Source organism: Vibrio casei (assembly GCF_002218025.2).
In the GTDB taxonomy this organism is placed as follows: domain Bacteria; phylum Pseudomonadota; class Gammaproteobacteria; order Enterobacterales; family Vibrionaceae; genus Vibrio; species Vibrio casei.
In genome coordinates this window covers 1,347,890-1,362,858 of record NZ_AP018680.1, presented here as the reverse complement: position 1 = coordinate 1,362,858, position 14,969 = coordinate 1,347,890, and the positions used below count along the sequence as shown (strand labels likewise).

At 40.2% G+C, this 14,969-nt stretch carries 17 protein-coding genes and 1 riboswitch; of the genes, 8 read left to right on the top strand and 9 right to left on the bottom strand.

Features of this window, described 5'->3' with window-relative positions; genetic code table 11:
• Positions 1 to 62 precede the first annotated feature (62 nt).
• A riboswitch (TPP riboswitch) is annotated at positions 63 to 158 on the bottom strand.
• A 74-nt stretch (positions 159 to 232) separates the two neighbouring features.
• Complete coding sequence (locus VCASEI_RS06560) at positions 233 to 760, bottom strand: GNAT family N-acetyltransferase (RefSeq protein WP_086958357.1); 528 nt, start codon at positions 758 to 760, stop codon at positions 233 to 235.
• 200 nt (positions 761 to 960) lie between these two features.
• Between VCASEI_RS06560 and VCASEI_RS06555 the strand changes: the two genes are divergently transcribed.
• Entirely contained in the window at positions 961 to 1,764 is an 804-nt protein-coding gene (locus tag VCASEI_RS06555) for a sterol desaturase family protein (RefSeq protein ID WP_086958355.1), read from the top strand.
• 41 nt (positions 1,765 to 1,805) lie between these two features.
• On the opposite strand, the gene VCASEI_RS06550 is transcribed toward VCASEI_RS06555, so the two are convergent.
• Complete coding sequence (locus VCASEI_RS06550) at positions 1,806 to 2,750, bottom strand: CorA family divalent cation transporter (protein ID WP_086958529.1); 945 nt, start codon at positions 2,748 to 2,750, stop codon at positions 1,806 to 1,808.
• A 156-nt stretch (positions 2,751 to 2,906) separates the two neighbouring features.
• Between VCASEI_RS06550 and VCASEI_RS06545 the strand changes: the two genes are divergently transcribed.
• The gene (locus VCASEI_RS06545) at positions 2,907 to 3,662 is read left to right on the top strand and encodes a DUF502 domain-containing protein (RefSeq protein WP_089110935.1); all 756 of its coding nucleotides are present in this window, start codon (positions 2,907 to 2,909) and stop codon (positions 3,660 to 3,662) included.
• Between the two features lie 123 nt (positions 3,663 to 3,785).
• Here VCASEI_RS06545 and VCASEI_RS06540 read toward each other — a convergent pair whose 3' ends face one another.
• From VCASEI_RS06540 to VCASEI_RS06530, 3 genes are all read right to left on the bottom strand, one after another.
• The gene (locus tag VCASEI_RS06540) at positions 3,786 to 4,397 is read right to left on the bottom strand and encodes a glutathione S-transferase family protein (protein ID WP_086958351.1); all 612 of its coding nucleotides are present in this window, start codon (positions 4,395 to 4,397) and stop codon (positions 3,786 to 3,788) included.
• 62 nt (positions 4,398 to 4,459) lie between these two features.
• Positions 4,460 to 4,999: a nucleotidyltransferase family protein gene (locus VCASEI_RS06535; RefSeq protein ID WP_086958528.1), complete on the bottom strand. Its 540-nt coding sequence runs from the start codon at positions 4,997 to 4,999 to the stop codon at positions 4,460 to 4,462.
• A gap of 127 nt (positions 5,000 to 5,126) precedes the next feature.
• Positions 5,127 to 5,648 (bottom strand): DUF2058 domain-containing protein, encoded by a 522-nt coding sequence (locus VCASEI_RS06530; RefSeq protein WP_086958349.1) that lies wholly within the window; start codon positions 5,646 to 5,648, stop codon positions 5,127 to 5,129.
• Between the two features lie 156 nt (positions 5,649 to 5,804).
• On the opposite strand from VCASEI_RS06530, the gene VCASEI_RS06525 reads away from it, so the two are divergent.
• The 3 genes from VCASEI_RS06525 to dbpA all read left to right on the top strand — a co-directional run bounded on the left by VCASEI_RS06525 (position 5,805) and on the right by dbpA (position 8,194).
• Positions 5,805 to 6,377: a DUF1415 domain-containing protein gene (locus VCASEI_RS06525; protein ID WP_086958347.1), complete on the top strand. Its 573-nt coding sequence runs from the start codon at positions 5,805 to 5,807 to the stop codon at positions 6,375 to 6,377.
• Between the two features lie 65 nt (positions 6,378 to 6,442).
• Entirely contained in the window at positions 6,443 to 6,670 is a 228-nt protein-coding gene (locus tag VCASEI_RS06520; RefSeq protein ID WP_086958345.1) for a glutaredoxin family protein, read from the top strand.
• Between the two features lie 117 nt (positions 6,671 to 6,787).
• On the top strand, positions 6,788 to 8,194 hold the full coding sequence (dbpA, locus tag VCASEI_RS06515) for an ATP-dependent RNA helicase DbpA (protein ID WP_086958343.1): 1,407 nt from the start codon (positions 6,788 to 6,790) through the stop codon (positions 8,192 to 8,194).
• Between the two features lie 87 nt (positions 8,195 to 8,281).
• On the opposite strand, the gene VCASEI_RS06510 is transcribed toward dbpA, so the two are convergent.
• The 3 genes from VCASEI_RS06510 to VCASEI_RS06500 form a co-directional block, all read right to left on the bottom strand.
• Positions 8,282 to 8,971 (bottom strand): pseudouridine synthase, encoded by a 690-nt coding sequence (locus VCASEI_RS06510; protein ID WP_086958527.1) that lies wholly within the window; start codon positions 8,969 to 8,971, stop codon positions 8,282 to 8,284.
• An 85-nt stretch (positions 8,972 to 9,056) separates the two neighbouring features.
• The gene (locus VCASEI_RS06505; protein WP_086958525.1) at positions 9,057 to 9,575 is read right to left on the bottom strand and encodes a lipocalin family protein; all 519 of its coding nucleotides are present in this window, start codon (positions 9,573 to 9,575) and stop codon (positions 9,057 to 9,059) included.
• Between the two features lie 79 nt (positions 9,576 to 9,654).
• Positions 9,655 to 9,987, bottom strand: a complete 333-nt coding sequence (locus tag VCASEI_RS06500) for an SMR family transporter (RefSeq protein ID WP_086958341.1) — start codon at positions 9,985 to 9,987, stop codon at positions 9,655 to 9,657.
• A 231-nt stretch (positions 9,988 to 10,218) separates the two neighbouring features.
• On the opposite strand from VCASEI_RS06500, the gene VCASEI_RS06495 reads away from it, so the two are divergent.
• Together VCASEI_RS06495 and alr are read left to right on the top strand one after the other, a co-directional pair.
• Positions 10,219 to 11,514: a D-amino acid dehydrogenase gene (locus VCASEI_RS06495; RefSeq protein WP_337589335.1), complete on the top strand. Its 1,296-nt coding sequence runs from the start codon at positions 10,219 to 10,221 to the stop codon at positions 11,512 to 11,514.
• Entirely contained in the window at positions 11,507 to 12,598 is a 1,092-nt protein-coding gene (gene alr / locus VCASEI_RS06490; RefSeq protein WP_086958337.1) for an alanine racemase, read from the top strand. The genes VCASEI_RS06495 and alr overlap by 8 nt, the downstream gene beginning before the upstream one ends.
• A gap of 11 nt (positions 12,599 to 12,609) precedes the next feature.
• Here the strand turns inward: alr and VCASEI_RS06485 are convergent, their stop codons facing one another.
• A complete protein-coding gene (locus VCASEI_RS06485; protein ID WP_086958335.1) occupies positions 12,610 to 13,503 on the bottom strand; it encodes a LysR family transcriptional regulator in 894 nt (297 codons plus the stop codon).
• 160 nt (positions 13,504 to 13,663) lie between these two features.
• Between VCASEI_RS06485 and VCASEI_RS06480 the strand changes: the two genes are divergently transcribed.
• Positions 13,664 to 14,923 carry an MFS transporter gene (locus VCASEI_RS06480; RefSeq protein WP_086958333.1) on the top strand — a complete coding sequence of 420 codons (1,260 nt, stop codon included), beginning with the start codon at positions 13,664 to 13,666 and terminating at the stop codon, positions 14,921 to 14,923.
• The last annotated feature ends 46 nt before the right edge of the window (positions 14,924 to 14,969 follow it).

The window sequence follows — 14,969 nt, the reverse complement described above, 5'->3', positions numbered from 1 at the left end:
TCCTATTCAGGCAGCAGAAGTAATAATGCTAGAGTAATAAACCTAAAGATAGGAATAATGGATACACCAGCTTATTAGTTCCCTCCGCCAATGTTAATTGGATCAGGTTCAACGGGTCTCATCATGATCTCAGCTTTTCAGCTCCCCGACTAATAGGTGTAATTTAAAATGCCCATTACACAATGTAAAGTTTTTCTCTCATCATTAACCTCGGGGTGTGAATAAACCAAGGTTAACGACCAATACAATATAAACAATGACGTTGTAGAATATGACCATCGGGCAATTTAGGGTGATCAAAATCATTACGAGTATTTACCATGCCAATTTTACTCATGACTCGTCGTGAGGGGGAATTTTGTTTGGCAGTAAAAGCATAAACCGATTTTTGGTTTAATTCTGTAAAAGCATACTCTAATGCTGCTTTAGCCGCTTCTGGCGCAAAACCCTGCCCCCAGAATGGTTTGTTAATTCGCCAACCGATTTCAATAAATGGCGTACAAGGAAGATCATTTTCTACCGCATTTAAGCCAACGAACCCAATAAATTCTTTCGTTTCTTTTATTTCAACGGCCCAAAAACCCCACCCATTTTCGTCAATTAATGCCATAATCTTTTTCATTAAAGCTTCTGATTCATCTTGAGTTAAAACTGATGGAAAAAAACGCATAACATCAGGATCTTGGCCCATTTGAATAAATGGTGCCAAATCACTTTCATTCCATTGCCTGAGCAGTAATCGTGGTGTATTTATTGTCATGGTTTTCCCTTTTATACATTTTTTCGTTTCATAATCTATCACTAAGCTCGTCATCATTTATCGAAATAAAAACAGACGCATACAATTAAAGTCAAAATTAGCCAACGCAAGGCTTTGACAACGCAGTAGAAATAATCAACACACCCTGGTTGGTATAAAATGTCACTTAGGTAACAATACAGTATAGGAAATCAAGTTGTATGATGGATTTATTACTTGAAAATCAGAATATCATTCGGGTCAGTATCTTTATCACTGTTTTGTTTGTCATGGCATTATGGGAAATCAAATTGCCTAGAAAATCATTAACCCAGCCGAAATGGTATCGATGGTTAAATAATATGAGCTTAGTAGTGGTCAATGGATTGCTGTTGCCTATTGCCTTACCATTTTTAGCGGTTTCAACCGCTATTGTCGCTCAAGAAAAGCACATAGGACTTTTCAATCTTATCAATATGAATGCTGTACTGACCGGGGTGATATCCCTCATTCTTTTGGATGTGATTATCTACTGGCAACACAGAGTATTTCATAAAGTGCCGCTATTATGGCGATTACATCGTGTTCACCATACAGATCAAGACATTGATGTCACCACGGGTTCTCGATTTCACTTTATTGAAATTTGGTTATCTATGTTGGTTAAGATGATCATGATTCTTACTTTTGGCATTTCCCCCATCGCAGTACTATTATTTGAAATTTTATTGAATGCTAGCGCAATGTTTAACCACAGTAATATTCAAATCTCGTCAAACATAGATAACAAATTAAGAAAAATCATCGTAACGCCAGACATGCACCGTGTGCATCACTCCATTTATCGTAATGAAACCGACAGCAATTATGGCTTTTGTTTATCGGTTTGGGATCGTTGGTTTAACAGTTACATTAGCCAACCTAAAGATGGGCACCAATCAATGAAGATTGGCATCGATTTATTCCGACACTTGAAAGAACAGAGTTTGATAAAAATGTTAACTCAACCTTTTAGAAAACAATAATAATAATCTATAGCTAGATATCCAACACAAAAAAACATTAACTAGAAAAATCTCAACCACTTAAGTAAAAACAACTCGATTAGCAAGGTGACACCAAGGCCCGCACAAAACAAAGTAAACGCGGTTGGGCTATCAACACCCGGCATCCCACCAATATTAATACCCAGTAACCCGGTCAAGAAACCAAGAGGTAAAAATATTGCCGCTACAATAGTAAATAAGTAGGTATTTCTATTCATTTTTTCAGCTTGATCTTGCGCTATTTCTGACTTCATTACTTGAATTTGTTCTAGATAAAATTCCATCGACTCAGTCAATCGTGTACTGGTATCCAATACGTTCCAACTGTGTGTTTCAACCGAATTGATATCTGGAATATTCGCCTCAACAAGATCATTTAAAGCATAACGTTGGGGTTTTAAAAATCGACGAAGTTTTAAAATACGTTTATGGATTAAATGCAGTTCATTATCATCGTGTTCAACTTCATCTAATTCAAATAAGCGCTCTTCCGTTTGATTTAGGAATTTTTCAATATTCAGATTTAAACCTGCAATAATCGCCATAAGCAAGTGAGGCAAAGATTTAGGTCCATTACCTTTTAATAAAGCGCTTCGAATATTGCTAATGGTTCGAGACGATACTTTCCTTGTCGTTATAAGGCTGTTATCTCTCCAAAACAAACGAATACTGAGCATATCATCAGGCTTTGCCCCTTCATTAAGGTTGACCCCTCTCAAAATTAATAAAAAGGAACCATCTTCATAAAGTTCAAAGCGAGGTCTTGTATCATCTTTTAATAAACTATCAATGATGCCAGGTTCAATATCATTAAATTGCAGCCATTTTCGTAAACCTAAAGACTCTCGCTGACAGTGATACCAATTTCTCGGTTGCACTTTTGATTGATGTTCATCTTGTACTTTGATCTGCTGAGCGTCTACACCATTAAACTGCCATTGATCAATAAGAAAATTATCTGTCATTACTATTCTGCTCATCTTCAATCTAACTTTACCTGTTATTAATGCAGAGCTTTTATCAACACGCAAGCTTTTGTTCATGAATATAAACAGTTGGTATGGTTTTTCAAAACGTTTAAAGTATGACGTTATTCTTAGTACAAAAGAGTCGTTTTCATTATGAAAAAGCTGTTAATCAGAAAAATTAAAATTGGAATGCTGTTTGTTATTCCGTTAGTGATCGCCTGTTGGGTGGTTAATGCAGTAGTGACGTTCATGGATAAAACGGCAGGTTATTTTTTACCTGAGAGCCTACATCAGACCCTGAGCAATATATGGGGCTTTGGCCTAATGGCAGCCATCGTTTTAATGTTAATCGTTGGTATTATCTTTGACGGTAGTCTGCAGCAACGCTTTTACACTTGGCTATCGGATAAAACCATTAATCGTATTCCCGGCTTTGGTATCATTCATAATTCCACCAAGCAAATTATGGAAGCGTTAACCTCAGACGAATCACCTTTCAAAAAGCCTGCATTCAGCCGCTCTTGGTCTGGCCCCAATTCTAAAGAAATAGTGTTTGATCTCGGTCCAACCTGGATGATCCCAAATCAGAATGGAGAAATGTTTTTGGGCCCAGATGGCGAGTTCTACCCGGTGCCAGAAAAAGGTTACCGGGTGGTTTTTGTTCCACAAGCCATCAACCTATCTAATGGTTACGTTCGTTTTGAAAAACAAGAAGATTTACTGTACGTACCTCACCTTGCTGTCGAACAATTAACTGCAACGCTAATTTCATGTGGATTAACACTACCGAAAAGACCAGATGATGCGTTAGGAAAAGTATTAAAGAATGAGCAAGAAATGCAGCAAGCATTAGAAGAATGGAAAAACAAGCAAGACTTAGAATCCACTCAGGTCAAGAACCACAAATAAGATCACATATATAAAACCCATTTAAATCCGTTTTTAACGAATTTAAATATCGTTAAAAACGGATTTCTTATTGATTCGCTCCTTGTCGAATTAACGACAGAAAAAATGTCAATCCATAAACTTTTATTGAAATGTGGGACGCTCAGATAACTTTTCATGCCAAGCTTGAATATGTGGGTACATAGTTAGTGCTTTAATCTCTAATGCTTTTTCACATATTATGCCAACAAAAAGGAAACCGGTAATATCGGCAATACTAAGTTTCTCGCCCGCAACATATTCGTTATGAGTTAATTGCTTATCGAGTTTAGGTAAAAACTCTTGTACACGACGTTTTGATTCTTCGCCCCATTCAGGTACGCAGCGTTCACGGTCACTATACACACCAGATAAGTTACGAAATGCCTGAAAGCCCGCGTATAAACCATCAAACTCAACAATGCGTTGCCACATTTCTACTAGGCCCTTTTCTGCCGGTGTGGTACCAAACAGTGAGGTGTCATTATGTTGTTCTGCAAAGAAACGGCAGATCGCAATCGTTTCGCTGATGCAGGTACCATCATCAAGCTCTAACATTGGCACCTTACCATTCACACTTTTTTCTTGATATTCGGGCGTTAAATTCTCCCCTTCACGAACATTAAGTTGAACACGGTCAACCTCTACTCCTAATTCCTTCAAGAAGATCCCAACACGGCGTGAGCTTGGGTTCGCAGCAAATTCGTATATTTTCATCAATCACTTCCCTTTTCTGAATAGCATTAAAAATTTAAAATCACTCTGACAACATGAGCGGGTTAACTAGGTAAAATTTTCAAGCGCGGCCAGGTTTTTAACCAATCTTTTGAGTTTATTCGATGTTCAAAAATCTCGTAGCATCGTTTGGGGTTAAACGTGACTTCAAGTGCAAATAGCGAATCAAAGCCAAACGCTGAAATACATTCCACTTCATCATTCAGGTTCTTACGTATTGCCACCGCCGTTTCTTTTTCCGGCCAATACCTCATCGCATCAATCACGCTTAGGTATGGATGATCACCATTGCGTAGATGCATTATCGCTTGATTTCGCACTTGCCAATTAACATCAGGCATCATGTGTTTCAGTTTAGCTTCATAGATAAGATAAGCGTCACCATCAGTTTCTGTAGTATCAAAGTAGATAACATCAATGTCATTTAAAGGCGTTGACTCACGCTTATGATGTAATGCGTCCCAAACTAGATTACGCACAAAGCCTGCCGCAATATAACCTTGCGGTAAGTCTAGCAAAGCAACACATTCCAGTGCCTTTAATCTCAACGTATCTTGATTGATTAATTCGACTATTTTATCCATCACAATACTCATCGTACTTAAAACTCATTCAGCCAGAGTAGAACAAAAAAATGGCAGACTGATGAAAGTGATTAACCTTTATCATGTCTGCCATTGTCTGGTCTGATATTCAAATATTAAAAGTGAATTACCACATCAAATCATCAGGAACCACGAAGTCTGCGTATGGATCATCTTCATCTTGCTCTTCTTGAGTCAGAACATTATTCAAGACAATGCTTTCTTCATCACGTTGGAAGATTTTGTCTGCCACACTTGCCGGAATAATCGCGTAACCCTCTAGGTAACGAGCAATTGCTAAACGACCTTTGGTTAATTGGTCTTGTGTTGGCTTATCAACATAAAGCTTTTTCACTAATGAGCCGTCTGTGAAGTTATAACCGATATCACCGTCGGCAATTTCAATACGGTTCATCTCAATCAATTGCTTCACTTGTGCTTTCAATTCTTTGGTTAATTGCTGTTTTTTCTGCTCAGCATTTAACGCTTTGTCACGCTCTAGTTGCGCTTTTTTATTCGCTTCAACCGCTTCTCTTGCTTCACGAGCTTGAACACGGGATTTCTTGGAAGATTTCTTAGCCTTCTCCAGCTTTTTACTGTTAACTAAACCCGCTTTAAGCATTTGCTCTTGTAATGTCAGTTTTGCCATGATGCTCTCTTTACACTCTATTCTTTAGCTAGATTATACCTTTAAAAAGATCCAATTTGCGAGACAGTTATGTGATAGAATCCGCCGCAAATAATAAGCTTATAAGTAGCAGCCTTATAAATAACCATTTCATCAATCATCGGTGTGAAATCTCAAATGTCAGCATCTTCTCTTCCTAGTCATGTAGAAATTGAATCTCAAATAGAACAGTGGCTACTGGATGTGGTAATTGGACTGAATTTATGCCCTTTTGCCGCAAAACCGCAACGTAATGATCAAATTAAGATAACGGTTTCTGAAGCTACGGTCGAAGAAGCATTACTTGAAGACGTTTTTCAAGAATTCACCACGCTCGTTAATACGCCAGTTTCAGAATTAGAAACCACATTAGTTGTTATTCCTCACATGCTACAAAATTTTGACGACTATAATTTCTTCTTAGATTGGATTGACGCACTGATTAAACAAGAACAATGGGAAGGCACATTCCAAGTGGCAACCTTCCACCCAGATTATTGTTTCGCTGGTGCCGATCCTGATGATGCTGAAAACTTAACTAACCGCGCACCCTATCCAGTACTTCACCTTATTCGTGAAGAAAGCATGGAAAAAGCGGTAAAACATTATCCAAACCCAGAAGCGATTCCAGATACCAATATTGCTCGGGTAGAAGGCTTAACGAAAGAAGAAAGGCAGCAGCTTTTCCCTTATCTGTTTAAAGCCAAGTAGCCTTCTCAGCTATATTTAAGCAGATAACGACACAAATTTAATAAAAGTATAAAAAGATAATCACTATGAAACGAGTAGTCTTATATGTGGGTGACAAATGCCCACACTGTAAAGCCGCTAAAATGTATTTAGATTCAAAAGGCATTAAGTACCGTTTGTGTAATGCCAAGATGCAACGCGGACGCAAAGAACTTGAAGCGATGGGCGCACGTGGCGTACCCGTTTTGAAGATCGGCGATCGTATGATGGCAGGATGGAATGCCGCCGACTTCGACAAAATTTATAACAGCTAAACTCTATCCCTAGAAAACTGGAGCCATCGCTTCAACGACTGTTGCTTCAAATACCAGGGTAAACAAATTTATAGAGTAAGCCGAAGATAAGCTTGCTCTTCCTTTAAGGAAATCATTTTGACTACAAACACCAATACTCCTGCGAACACCGCTTTTTCTAGCCTTGCATTAGATCCCGCGCTAATCGAAAACTTAACCTCGATGGGTTATGAATCCATGACGCCGATTCAGGCTGATAGCCTACCATTAATGATTGCGGGTAAAGATGTGATTGGCCAAGGCAAAACCGGCTCAGGTAAAACTGCGGCATTTGGCTTAGGATTATTAGCCAATTTAAACGTGAAGCGTTTTCGTGTGCAATCTTTAGTCCTTTGCCCAACTCGTGAATTGGCAGACCAAGTCGCCAAAGAAATTCGTAAACTGGCACGCAGCATCCACAACATCAAAGTATTAACGCTTTGCGGTGGTATGCCATTTGGCCCACAAATAGGTTCACTAGAACATGGCGCGCACATTTTAGTTGGCACGCCGGGTCGTATTCTTGATCACCTAGATAAAGGCCGTATTGATTTATCAGAATTAAACACTCTAGTACTTGATGAAGCCGACCGCATGTTAGACATGGGCTTTCAAGATGCATTAGATGCCATCATTGAACAAGCACCAAGCGAGCGTCAAACTTTGCTATTTAGCGCCACTTTCCCACCGGAAATTAAAAAGATCGCTAACCGCATCATGCGTAACCCTGAACTTGTGAAGGTAGAAAGCCAACACACCAACTCAAGTATTTCTCAGTTCTTTTATAAAACCAATTCATTTGAAGACCGTTTGAAAGCGACTCAGATTTTACTTTTACAACACAAACCTGAATCATCAGTGATCTTCTGTAACACCAAGCGTGAAACACAAGAAGTAGCCGATGAACTGCACTACAAAGGTTTTGATGTGATTGCCCTACACGGTGATTTAGAGCAACGCGACCGTGACCAAGCCCTACTACGTTTTGCAAACAAGAGTGCGTCTATTCTAGTTGCAACCGATGTGGCCGCTCGTGGTCTTGATGTTGAAAACCTAGATGCGGTAATCAACTTCCAACTAGCTCGTGATGCTGAAGTTCACGTACACCGCATTGGTCGTACTGGCCGCGCTGGTAGTAAAGGCATGGCGTTTAGCTTATTTGCTGAAAAAGAAATGTTTAAAGTGGCTCAAATTGATGAGTACATGGACATTGAAATTTCACCATCTACCCTACCTTCAGACAGCGTGTTAACTGACACTCCATTTGAATCTAAAATGGCGACCATTCAAATTGATGGCGGCAAAAAACAGAAAGTTCGTGCTGGTGACATTCTCGGCGCACTCACTGGTGGCGATAACGGCGTAGATGGCAAACGCGTTGGTAAGATCCACTTATTCGATATGCGTGCTTATGTTGCAGTTGAAAAAGGCATTGTTAAACAAGCTTTGAAGAAAATTTCAAACGGTAAAATGAAAGGTAAAACCTTCCGCGCTCGCATTCTTTAGGCGCTGAATTTAAAATATAACACCTTGCCTTGAAGTGATTTGAGGCAAGGTTTTTTTATACAAAATCAATACACGGGATTTCACAACTTACTTGGTAAAGGACTGAACTTCAATGTCAGTCAAGTAACGCCACTGCCCAACATCAATATCAAGATAAACCGTCCCAATAGCTTCACGATGAAGAGACACAACACGATTACCAACAGCAGAAAACATCCGTTTTACCTGGTGAAATTTCCCTTCAGTGATCGTTAACAGAACCTCTTTGGGGCCGATAACCTCTAAAGCTGCTGGCCGTGTTAATTGCGGCTCACCTTGAAGTTGAATACCGTCTCTGAACTTAGCTTCTACATCATCCGAAACTGGGCGAGACAACCCCACACGATAAACTTTACTGCACTCCTTCATTGGAGTGGTGATATTAAACGACCAGCGTCCATCATCAGTAATTAATACCATACCGGTGCTATCAACATCCAAGCGACCAGCGATGTGAAGTTCAGAAATATTATCAACGTTTAAGCGGTTGAAGAGAGAAGGATAAACCTCATCAATATTAGAACAAATAGTACCCTCAGGTTTATGCATGAGAATATAGCGGAAATCACGAGCTTTTAACTTAATGCCATTCAACAATATCGTATTATTTTCATGAACCTGAGTCGCTTCATTCGTGACAACATCGCCATTAACACAAATCTGCCCCGTGCTAATTCGCTGAATAGCTTCAATTTTTGTTAACTCAGTGCTTTTACACACAAATTTATCAAGACGCATTATCAACAACATTCAGAGTAAAAAAGAGTCAAACATTATCCTTTCTCACTAAAAATTAGCAACGATTAACACCTTGTAGCTTATTTTATTGCGTTCCCTGCTCCACAAAAATCAACTCACTCACATCAAAGCCCTTCTCTTGGCTCATTTTAATGAATTGCTGCTTGACTGAATCACCGACGGTTGGGGTTCGAGATAATAGCCAAAGGTAATCGTGATCCGGGCCGGAGATAAAAGCATATTGCCCAGCCGGATCTAGATAGAAGATAACGTATGAGCCATAAAAAGGCCCAAAGAACGAAACTTTTAAGTAACCTTCATTGGGCTCGTTAACAAAATACGCTTTTCCTTCCGCTTGTTGCCATTCGCCCTCTGCGGCTGAATAGCCACGGTTAATCACTTTAACGCCACCATCTTCTTTTAATGAGTAGTCAGCGGTGACTTGTGTTAAACCGCGTTCAAAGGAGTGATCGAGACGAGCGATTTCATACCATGTGCCTAGGTATTGGTTTACATCAAACTCTTGAATGGGAGTGACGGATTTCGGCATGCCTAAGCAGCCAGTCAGAAGTAGCGCAGTGAAAAGCGGGAGTATTCTTGAAATATATTTGAATAATGTCATACAACGTCCTTGTTTTAGATTCATCCATGACTTTACGTATCCAAGTGAAACTCAGATCAAATTAATGTCCACCCGTTTTTGAGAATACATTAATTACAAATACGCCGAGTAAAATCAGCCCCATACCTAGCATTGCCGGTAAATCCAACTTTTGACCAAAAACCATCCAACCTACCGCAGCAATCAACACTATGCCGAGACCCGCCCAAATAGCATAGGCAATGCCGACTGGAATTGTTTTTAATGTTAAAGATAAAAAATAAAACGCTGCTACGTAGCCAACAACCACAATTAATGACGGAATTAGCTTAGTAAAGCCTTCACTAGATTTCATCGCTGAAGTAGCAATAACTTCAGACACAATCGCGGTACCTAAAAATAACCATTGCTTCATCATCTTTCCTAATTCAAATTATTATTTTTCAGATTCTACTTACTAAACGCTTTATTTTACTCATTTTATTTTCATTTATTTACATAAAAATTTTGATTTTGATCTCTATTTTTTTTCTAGCATTATTTAATAACTTTTATGCTGCATTTATTTAACATATTTAGAGTTTTACTCTGCTAATTATTAAAATACAAAGCACCATTCTCTCAATATTAGAATAAAATCAGATTTATTCAATGCTCACATTTAAGTGTTAAAAGGATGATTATGCATATTACGGTTTTAGGTGGTGGTGTATTAGGCGTTGCAACTGCATGGTATTTGGCCAATTCTGGGCATCAGGTAACTGTTATTGATCGACAAGATAGTGTGGCTGAAGAAACTAGCCATGGCAATGCCGGCATGATCTCTCCGGGATACAGTTCGCCTTGGGCAGCTCCGGGTGTGCCTTTCAAAGCAATTGGTTGGATGATGCAAGACTTGTCACCATTTATGATTAACATGAAAGAACTGGATGGTTATACCCTTTCATGGATGAGCAAAATGCTAGCTAACTGCAATACCAAAAGCTATCAAGTGAATAAAGCTCGTATGCTACGTGTCGCTGAATATAGCCGAGATTGTTTTATTGCTCTTCGTAAAGAACTCAACCTTAATTACGATGGACGCCAAAAAGGCACATTACAGCTATTTCGTAAACAAAAACAAATTGACGCACTACAAAAAGACATTAGCGTTCTCAAACAACTAGGGATTGAACACCAAGCTTTAGACATGCAAGGTTGTATTGAACACGAACCCGCCCTTGCGAATGTAAAAGATAAGTTTGTCGGTGGTTTGCGCCTACCGGGTGATGAAACCGGCGATTGTTATAAGTTTACCACCGAACTTGCTGCGCAATGTGAAGCGCTTGGGGTGACGTTTATGCTCAATACCAATATTGAACACTTAGTAGAATCCAACGGCAAAATCGTTAGCGTCAAAACCGATAAAGGCGTTGTTAAGGCCGATACCTTTGTCTGCGCACTAGGGAGTTACTCGCCTAAATTGATGAAACCACTGGGAATCGATTTGCCTATTTATCCAATCAAAGGTTATTCACTCACCCTACCGATTGAAGATGAATCACGTGCGCCCCAATCGACCATTATGGATGAGACGTATAAAGTAGCAGTTACGCGTTTTGAAGATCGCATTCGAGTCGGTGGTACTGCAGAAATTGCATCGTTTAACTTAGAGCGTCCATTGAAACGCAGAGCCAGTATTGATTTTGTTATTCAAGACATGTTCCCAGGCGCAGCCGATGTCGCCAAAGCGGAATTTTGGTGTGGACTACGTCCAATGACGCCCGACAGCACGCCGATACTCGGTGGTACTAAGTACTCCAATCTATACATGAATACTGGTCACGGCACTTTAGGCTGGACAATGTCACTCGGCTCTGCCAAATTCGTTGCAGATATCATCAATAACAAACAGCCGGATATTAACCCAGAAGGCTTATCTATCGAGCGCTACTATGGCTAGACCAACCAAAGCAAGCATTGATCTTGCTGCATTTAGACATAACTATCGCGTGGCGAAAGCGCAATCTCCGAACTCACAAGCGGTAGCGATCATCAAAGCCGATGCTTATGGCCATGGCGCTGTGAAATTGGCGCACGCGCTACAAGAAGCCGATGCCTTTGGTGTTGCCTGTATTGAAGAAGCAATAGAGTTACGTGAATCGGGCATCAAACAACCTATTCTTTTGTTAGAAGGCTTTTTTGAAGAATCTGAACTTGAACTTATTCAGCAACATAACTTCTGGACAGCGGTGCATAGCCAAGCACAAATTGAAGCGATTAAACGTCAACCTCAATCTTCTCAATTTAAGATTTGGTTAAAGCTTGATAGTGGCATGCATCGTTTAGGGTTTTCGCCACAAGACTACCCTGCGGCTTTTGAGCAATTAAACGCGTTGCCGCAAGTCGATAATATCGTTCACATGACCCATTTTGCTTGTGCTGATGAACTCGATAAATCGATGACACAAAGCCAGTTAGAGCTTTGTATATCTACTCTAGAAAAATTAGATTCTAAAACGAGCAGTTTTGCCAATAGCTCGGCGACGTTAGCTCACCCTTCAACTCATAGCGAGCAATTTAAGGGTTACACGCGTCCGGGTATTTTGCTGTATGGTGCAGACCCACTTTCACACCCAAACTCAGCTTCAGAACAACTGATTCCAGTGATGACGCTAACCTCAAAAATCATCGCCATACGTGAAGTGAAAGCGCAAGAATCCGTTGGTTATGGTGAAAGGTATCGTTGTGAACGTGATATGAAGATAGGCACGGTTGCGATTGGTTATGCTGATGGTTATCCAAGACATGCGAAAGACGGCACACCTGTGATGGTCAATGGCGTTCGTACCCAGCTTGTGGGACGTGTTTCGATGGATATGCTGACGATAGATTTAACAGACATTCCAAATGCTGAAATCGGCTCTACCGTCGAGTTATGGGGCAAGAACGTAAAAGCGGCTGAAGTTGCCGACTGCTGCGATACGATTCCCTACACCTTGTTTACCGGTATTACTCGTCGAGTGCATAAAGAATATATCGACTAGGCTTGTGTCGATTACTTGTCACGACCTATCGCAGCGGGTAAAGCTTGCTTGGTGAATTCCATAAAGGCTTTATCCGCCAACGATAAATACCCTGTTTTACGCCAAGCCATACCTATTTTGAGCGTGATTGGTTGATCAAATGGAATGCCTATCACACCTTTTTCTTGTTCGGTGACTAATTTCAATAATGCTCCAATCGCAAAATCTTTTTGTACCACTTTTAAAATCATCGGGATCAAATTGGTCTCAATAGAAATGTTCGGTTCCAAGCCATGCTCAATGCATAACTTATCGACCATTTCGCGGTGAAAGTACCCTTTCTTAAACATGATTAATTCTTGGGAGAAAAACTCGGTGATAGAAATCGAGCGTTTAGTGGCAAACTCATGTTCAGGACTCACTACCACCAACATGTCATCTTCCACTAATGGTTCAATTGCCAGAGAGTCCGGCACATTTTCATTGAGGATCACACCAAGATCCAGCTCTCCATCGAGCAGCATTTTTCGAATCGATTGAGTGCCAGCATCAATGATAGTCAATTTCAAATCTGGATACTGCTGCTTAAAGGCCATCAAAATATCGGGGAAAAAGTACGAGCCCATCATGCTAGGTACGCCTAACCTCACTTCGCCTTTGACCAATCCTTTAAGCTCTTGCATTTCGAGCGCAGCATCCTCTAATTTTTGCAGGATTTCTTTAGCGTGCTTATATAAACGCATACCTTCGTCAGTCAATTGAACACCTTTATCGTGACGGTGTAACAGTGTTAATCCTATTGATAATTCGAGCTTTTTAATCGATACGCTTAACGCTGATTGTGCGATATGTAAAACCTCGGCTGCTCGACTGAAACTTTTCATTTCAACAATAGTGACAAAATACTTTAATGCTTTGGTATTCATAGGATTGTCGATTCTCTAATAACATAGGGAAACGTAACCTCACAGTGAGGTTACTTGGGTTTGTAGATCATAAATAGATGGATACTATTAATTTAATATATTTTATATATAACATGAGTATTGGTAAAATTCTATTATCTAACTTACTTGAGCACCGTTAATGTCTACTACCTCTTTCCAAAAGAATGCACACCTACCAGTGAATGACTCGACACAGAGTGAGCCAGTAGATAACAACAATCCAAAGGCTCTGAAAAAAGTCACCTTTGGGCTTTTTATCGGCTCTTTTATTTCATTCTGCAATTTATATTTATTCCAACCTTTGTTGCCATTGATTGCTGAGCATTATCAAGTCACTGCGGCGCATGTTAACTGGGTTTTAGCGGCGGCTACCTTAACACTGTCTTTATCACTACTGCCTTGGGCTATTTATTCTGAAAAGATTGGTCGGCGCAAAATCATGCTGTTCAGTTTGTATGCCTCACCTGTTGTTGGTTTATGTATTTTATTTTCCGATCAGCTTGGATTATTAATTGCTTCGCGCGCACTGATGGGAATTGCCTTGGCGGGTTATATTTCAGTGGCAGTGGCCTACATGGCAGAAGAATTTAGCCCTAAAGTGTTTTTACTCGCGGTAGGTTCGTATATTGGTGCCAATTCATTAGGCGGAATTACCGGCAGAATTTATGGCGGTGTGATTGGCGAATGGCTTGGATGGCAAACGGCTGTCATTGGTATGGCGCTGTTGAGCCTTTCCATCGCGATATTGGTGACACTTTGGGTGCCTGCTCAGAAAAATTTCATCACTAAGGAGACATCTTTAACTAATCATTTAAAAGATGCTATGCACCACCTACACACACCAAAACTATGGCTTGCCATGCTAATTGGTGGGTTAAATTTCGCTCTATTTGTTAACCTTTATACGGTCATGGGGTTTCGCTTAGTCGGTGAACCTTTTTCGCTTCCTGTCGGCTTGGTGTCGTTGATTTTCCTGTGTTATCTAACGGGAACGTTAACTTCTAAACTCAGTGGACAATGGAGCTTACGCTTTAAGCCCACCAGCGGCATTGTGTTAGGTACGGTAGTCAGCTTAATCGGAATGCTCACTGCACTCATTCCAAATCTATATGCTATGTTTATTGCGCTAATTTTGATCAGTGGTGGCGCTTTCTTTACTCACTCGCTAGCTTACGCATGGGTCAGCTCGAAAGCCCATCAAGCAAAAGCCAGTGCAACCGCTTTATATTTGGTTCACTACTACGCTGGCGGTAGTTTAGGTGGGTTTTATTTGATCTATTGCTGGCAACATGGTGGCTGGAGTTCGGTCGCCTTAGGTGGCAGCTTGTTATATATCGTGATTCTAGCCCTTACTTACAAATTAAACACAATTGAAGAAGAGACTGGAGAGACGAATTGATCATGACTGGAATAGGGATTATTTGTTATCATCTGCCGCAACTTTT

What these genes read in the sequence shown, in the direction of transcription:
- VCASEI_RS06550 (WP_086958529.1), bottom strand. Translation starts at nt 2,750, where the DNA reads ATGACAGATAATTTTCTTATTGATCAATGGCAGTTTAATGGTGTAGAC.
- VCASEI_RS06530 (WP_086958349.1), bottom strand. Translation starts at nt 5,648, where the DNA reads ATGGCAAAACTGACATTACAAGAGCAAATGCTTAAAGCGGGTTTAGTT.
- VCASEI_RS06525 (WP_086958347.1), top strand. Translation starts at nt 5,805, where the DNA reads ATGTCAGCATCTTCTCTTCCTAGTCATGTAGAAATTGAATCTCAAATA.
- VCASEI_RS06535 (WP_086958528.1), bottom strand. Translation starts at nt 4,999, where the DNA reads ATGGATAAAATAGTCGAATTAATCAATCAAGATACGTTGAGATTAAAG.
- VCASEI_RS06520 (WP_086958345.1), top strand. Translation starts at nt 6,443, where the DNA reads ATGAAACGAGTAGTCTTATATGTGGGTGACAAATGCCCACACTGTAAA.
- VCASEI_RS06480 (WP_086958333.1), top strand. Translation starts at nt 13,664, where the DNA reads ATGTCTACTACCTCTTTCCAAAAGAATGCACACCTACCAGTGAATGAC.
- VCASEI_RS06510 (WP_086958527.1), bottom strand. Translation starts at nt 8,971, where the DNA reads ATGCGTCTTGATAAATTTGTGTGTAAAAGCACTGAGTTAACAAAAATT.
- VCASEI_RS06500 (WP_086958341.1), bottom strand. Translation starts at nt 9,987, where the DNA reads ATGAAGCAATGGTTATTTTTAGGTACCGCGATTGTGTCTGAAGTTATT.
- VCASEI_RS06545 (WP_089110935.1), top strand. Translation starts at nt 2,907, where the DNA reads ATGAAAAAGCTGTTAATCAGAAAAATTAAAATTGGAATGCTGTTTGTT.
- alr (WP_086958337.1), top strand. Translation starts at nt 11,507, where the DNA reads ATGGCTAGACCAACCAAAGCAAGCATTGATCTTGCTGCATTTAGACAT.
- VCASEI_RS06485 (WP_086958335.1), bottom strand. Translation starts at nt 13,503, where the DNA reads ATGAATACCAAAGCATTAAAGTATTTTGTCACTATTGTTGAAATGAAA.
- VCASEI_RS06560 (WP_086958357.1), bottom strand. Translation starts at nt 760, where the DNA reads ATGACAATAAATACACCACGATTACTGCTCAGGCAATGGAATGAAAGT.
- VCASEI_RS06555 (WP_086958355.1), top strand. Translation starts at nt 961, where the DNA reads ATGATGGATTTATTACTTGAAAATCAGAATATCATTCGGGTCAGTATC.
- VCASEI_RS06540 (WP_086958351.1), bottom strand. Translation starts at nt 4,397, where the DNA reads ATGAAAATATACGAATTTGCTGCGAACCCAAGCTCACGCCGTGTTGGG.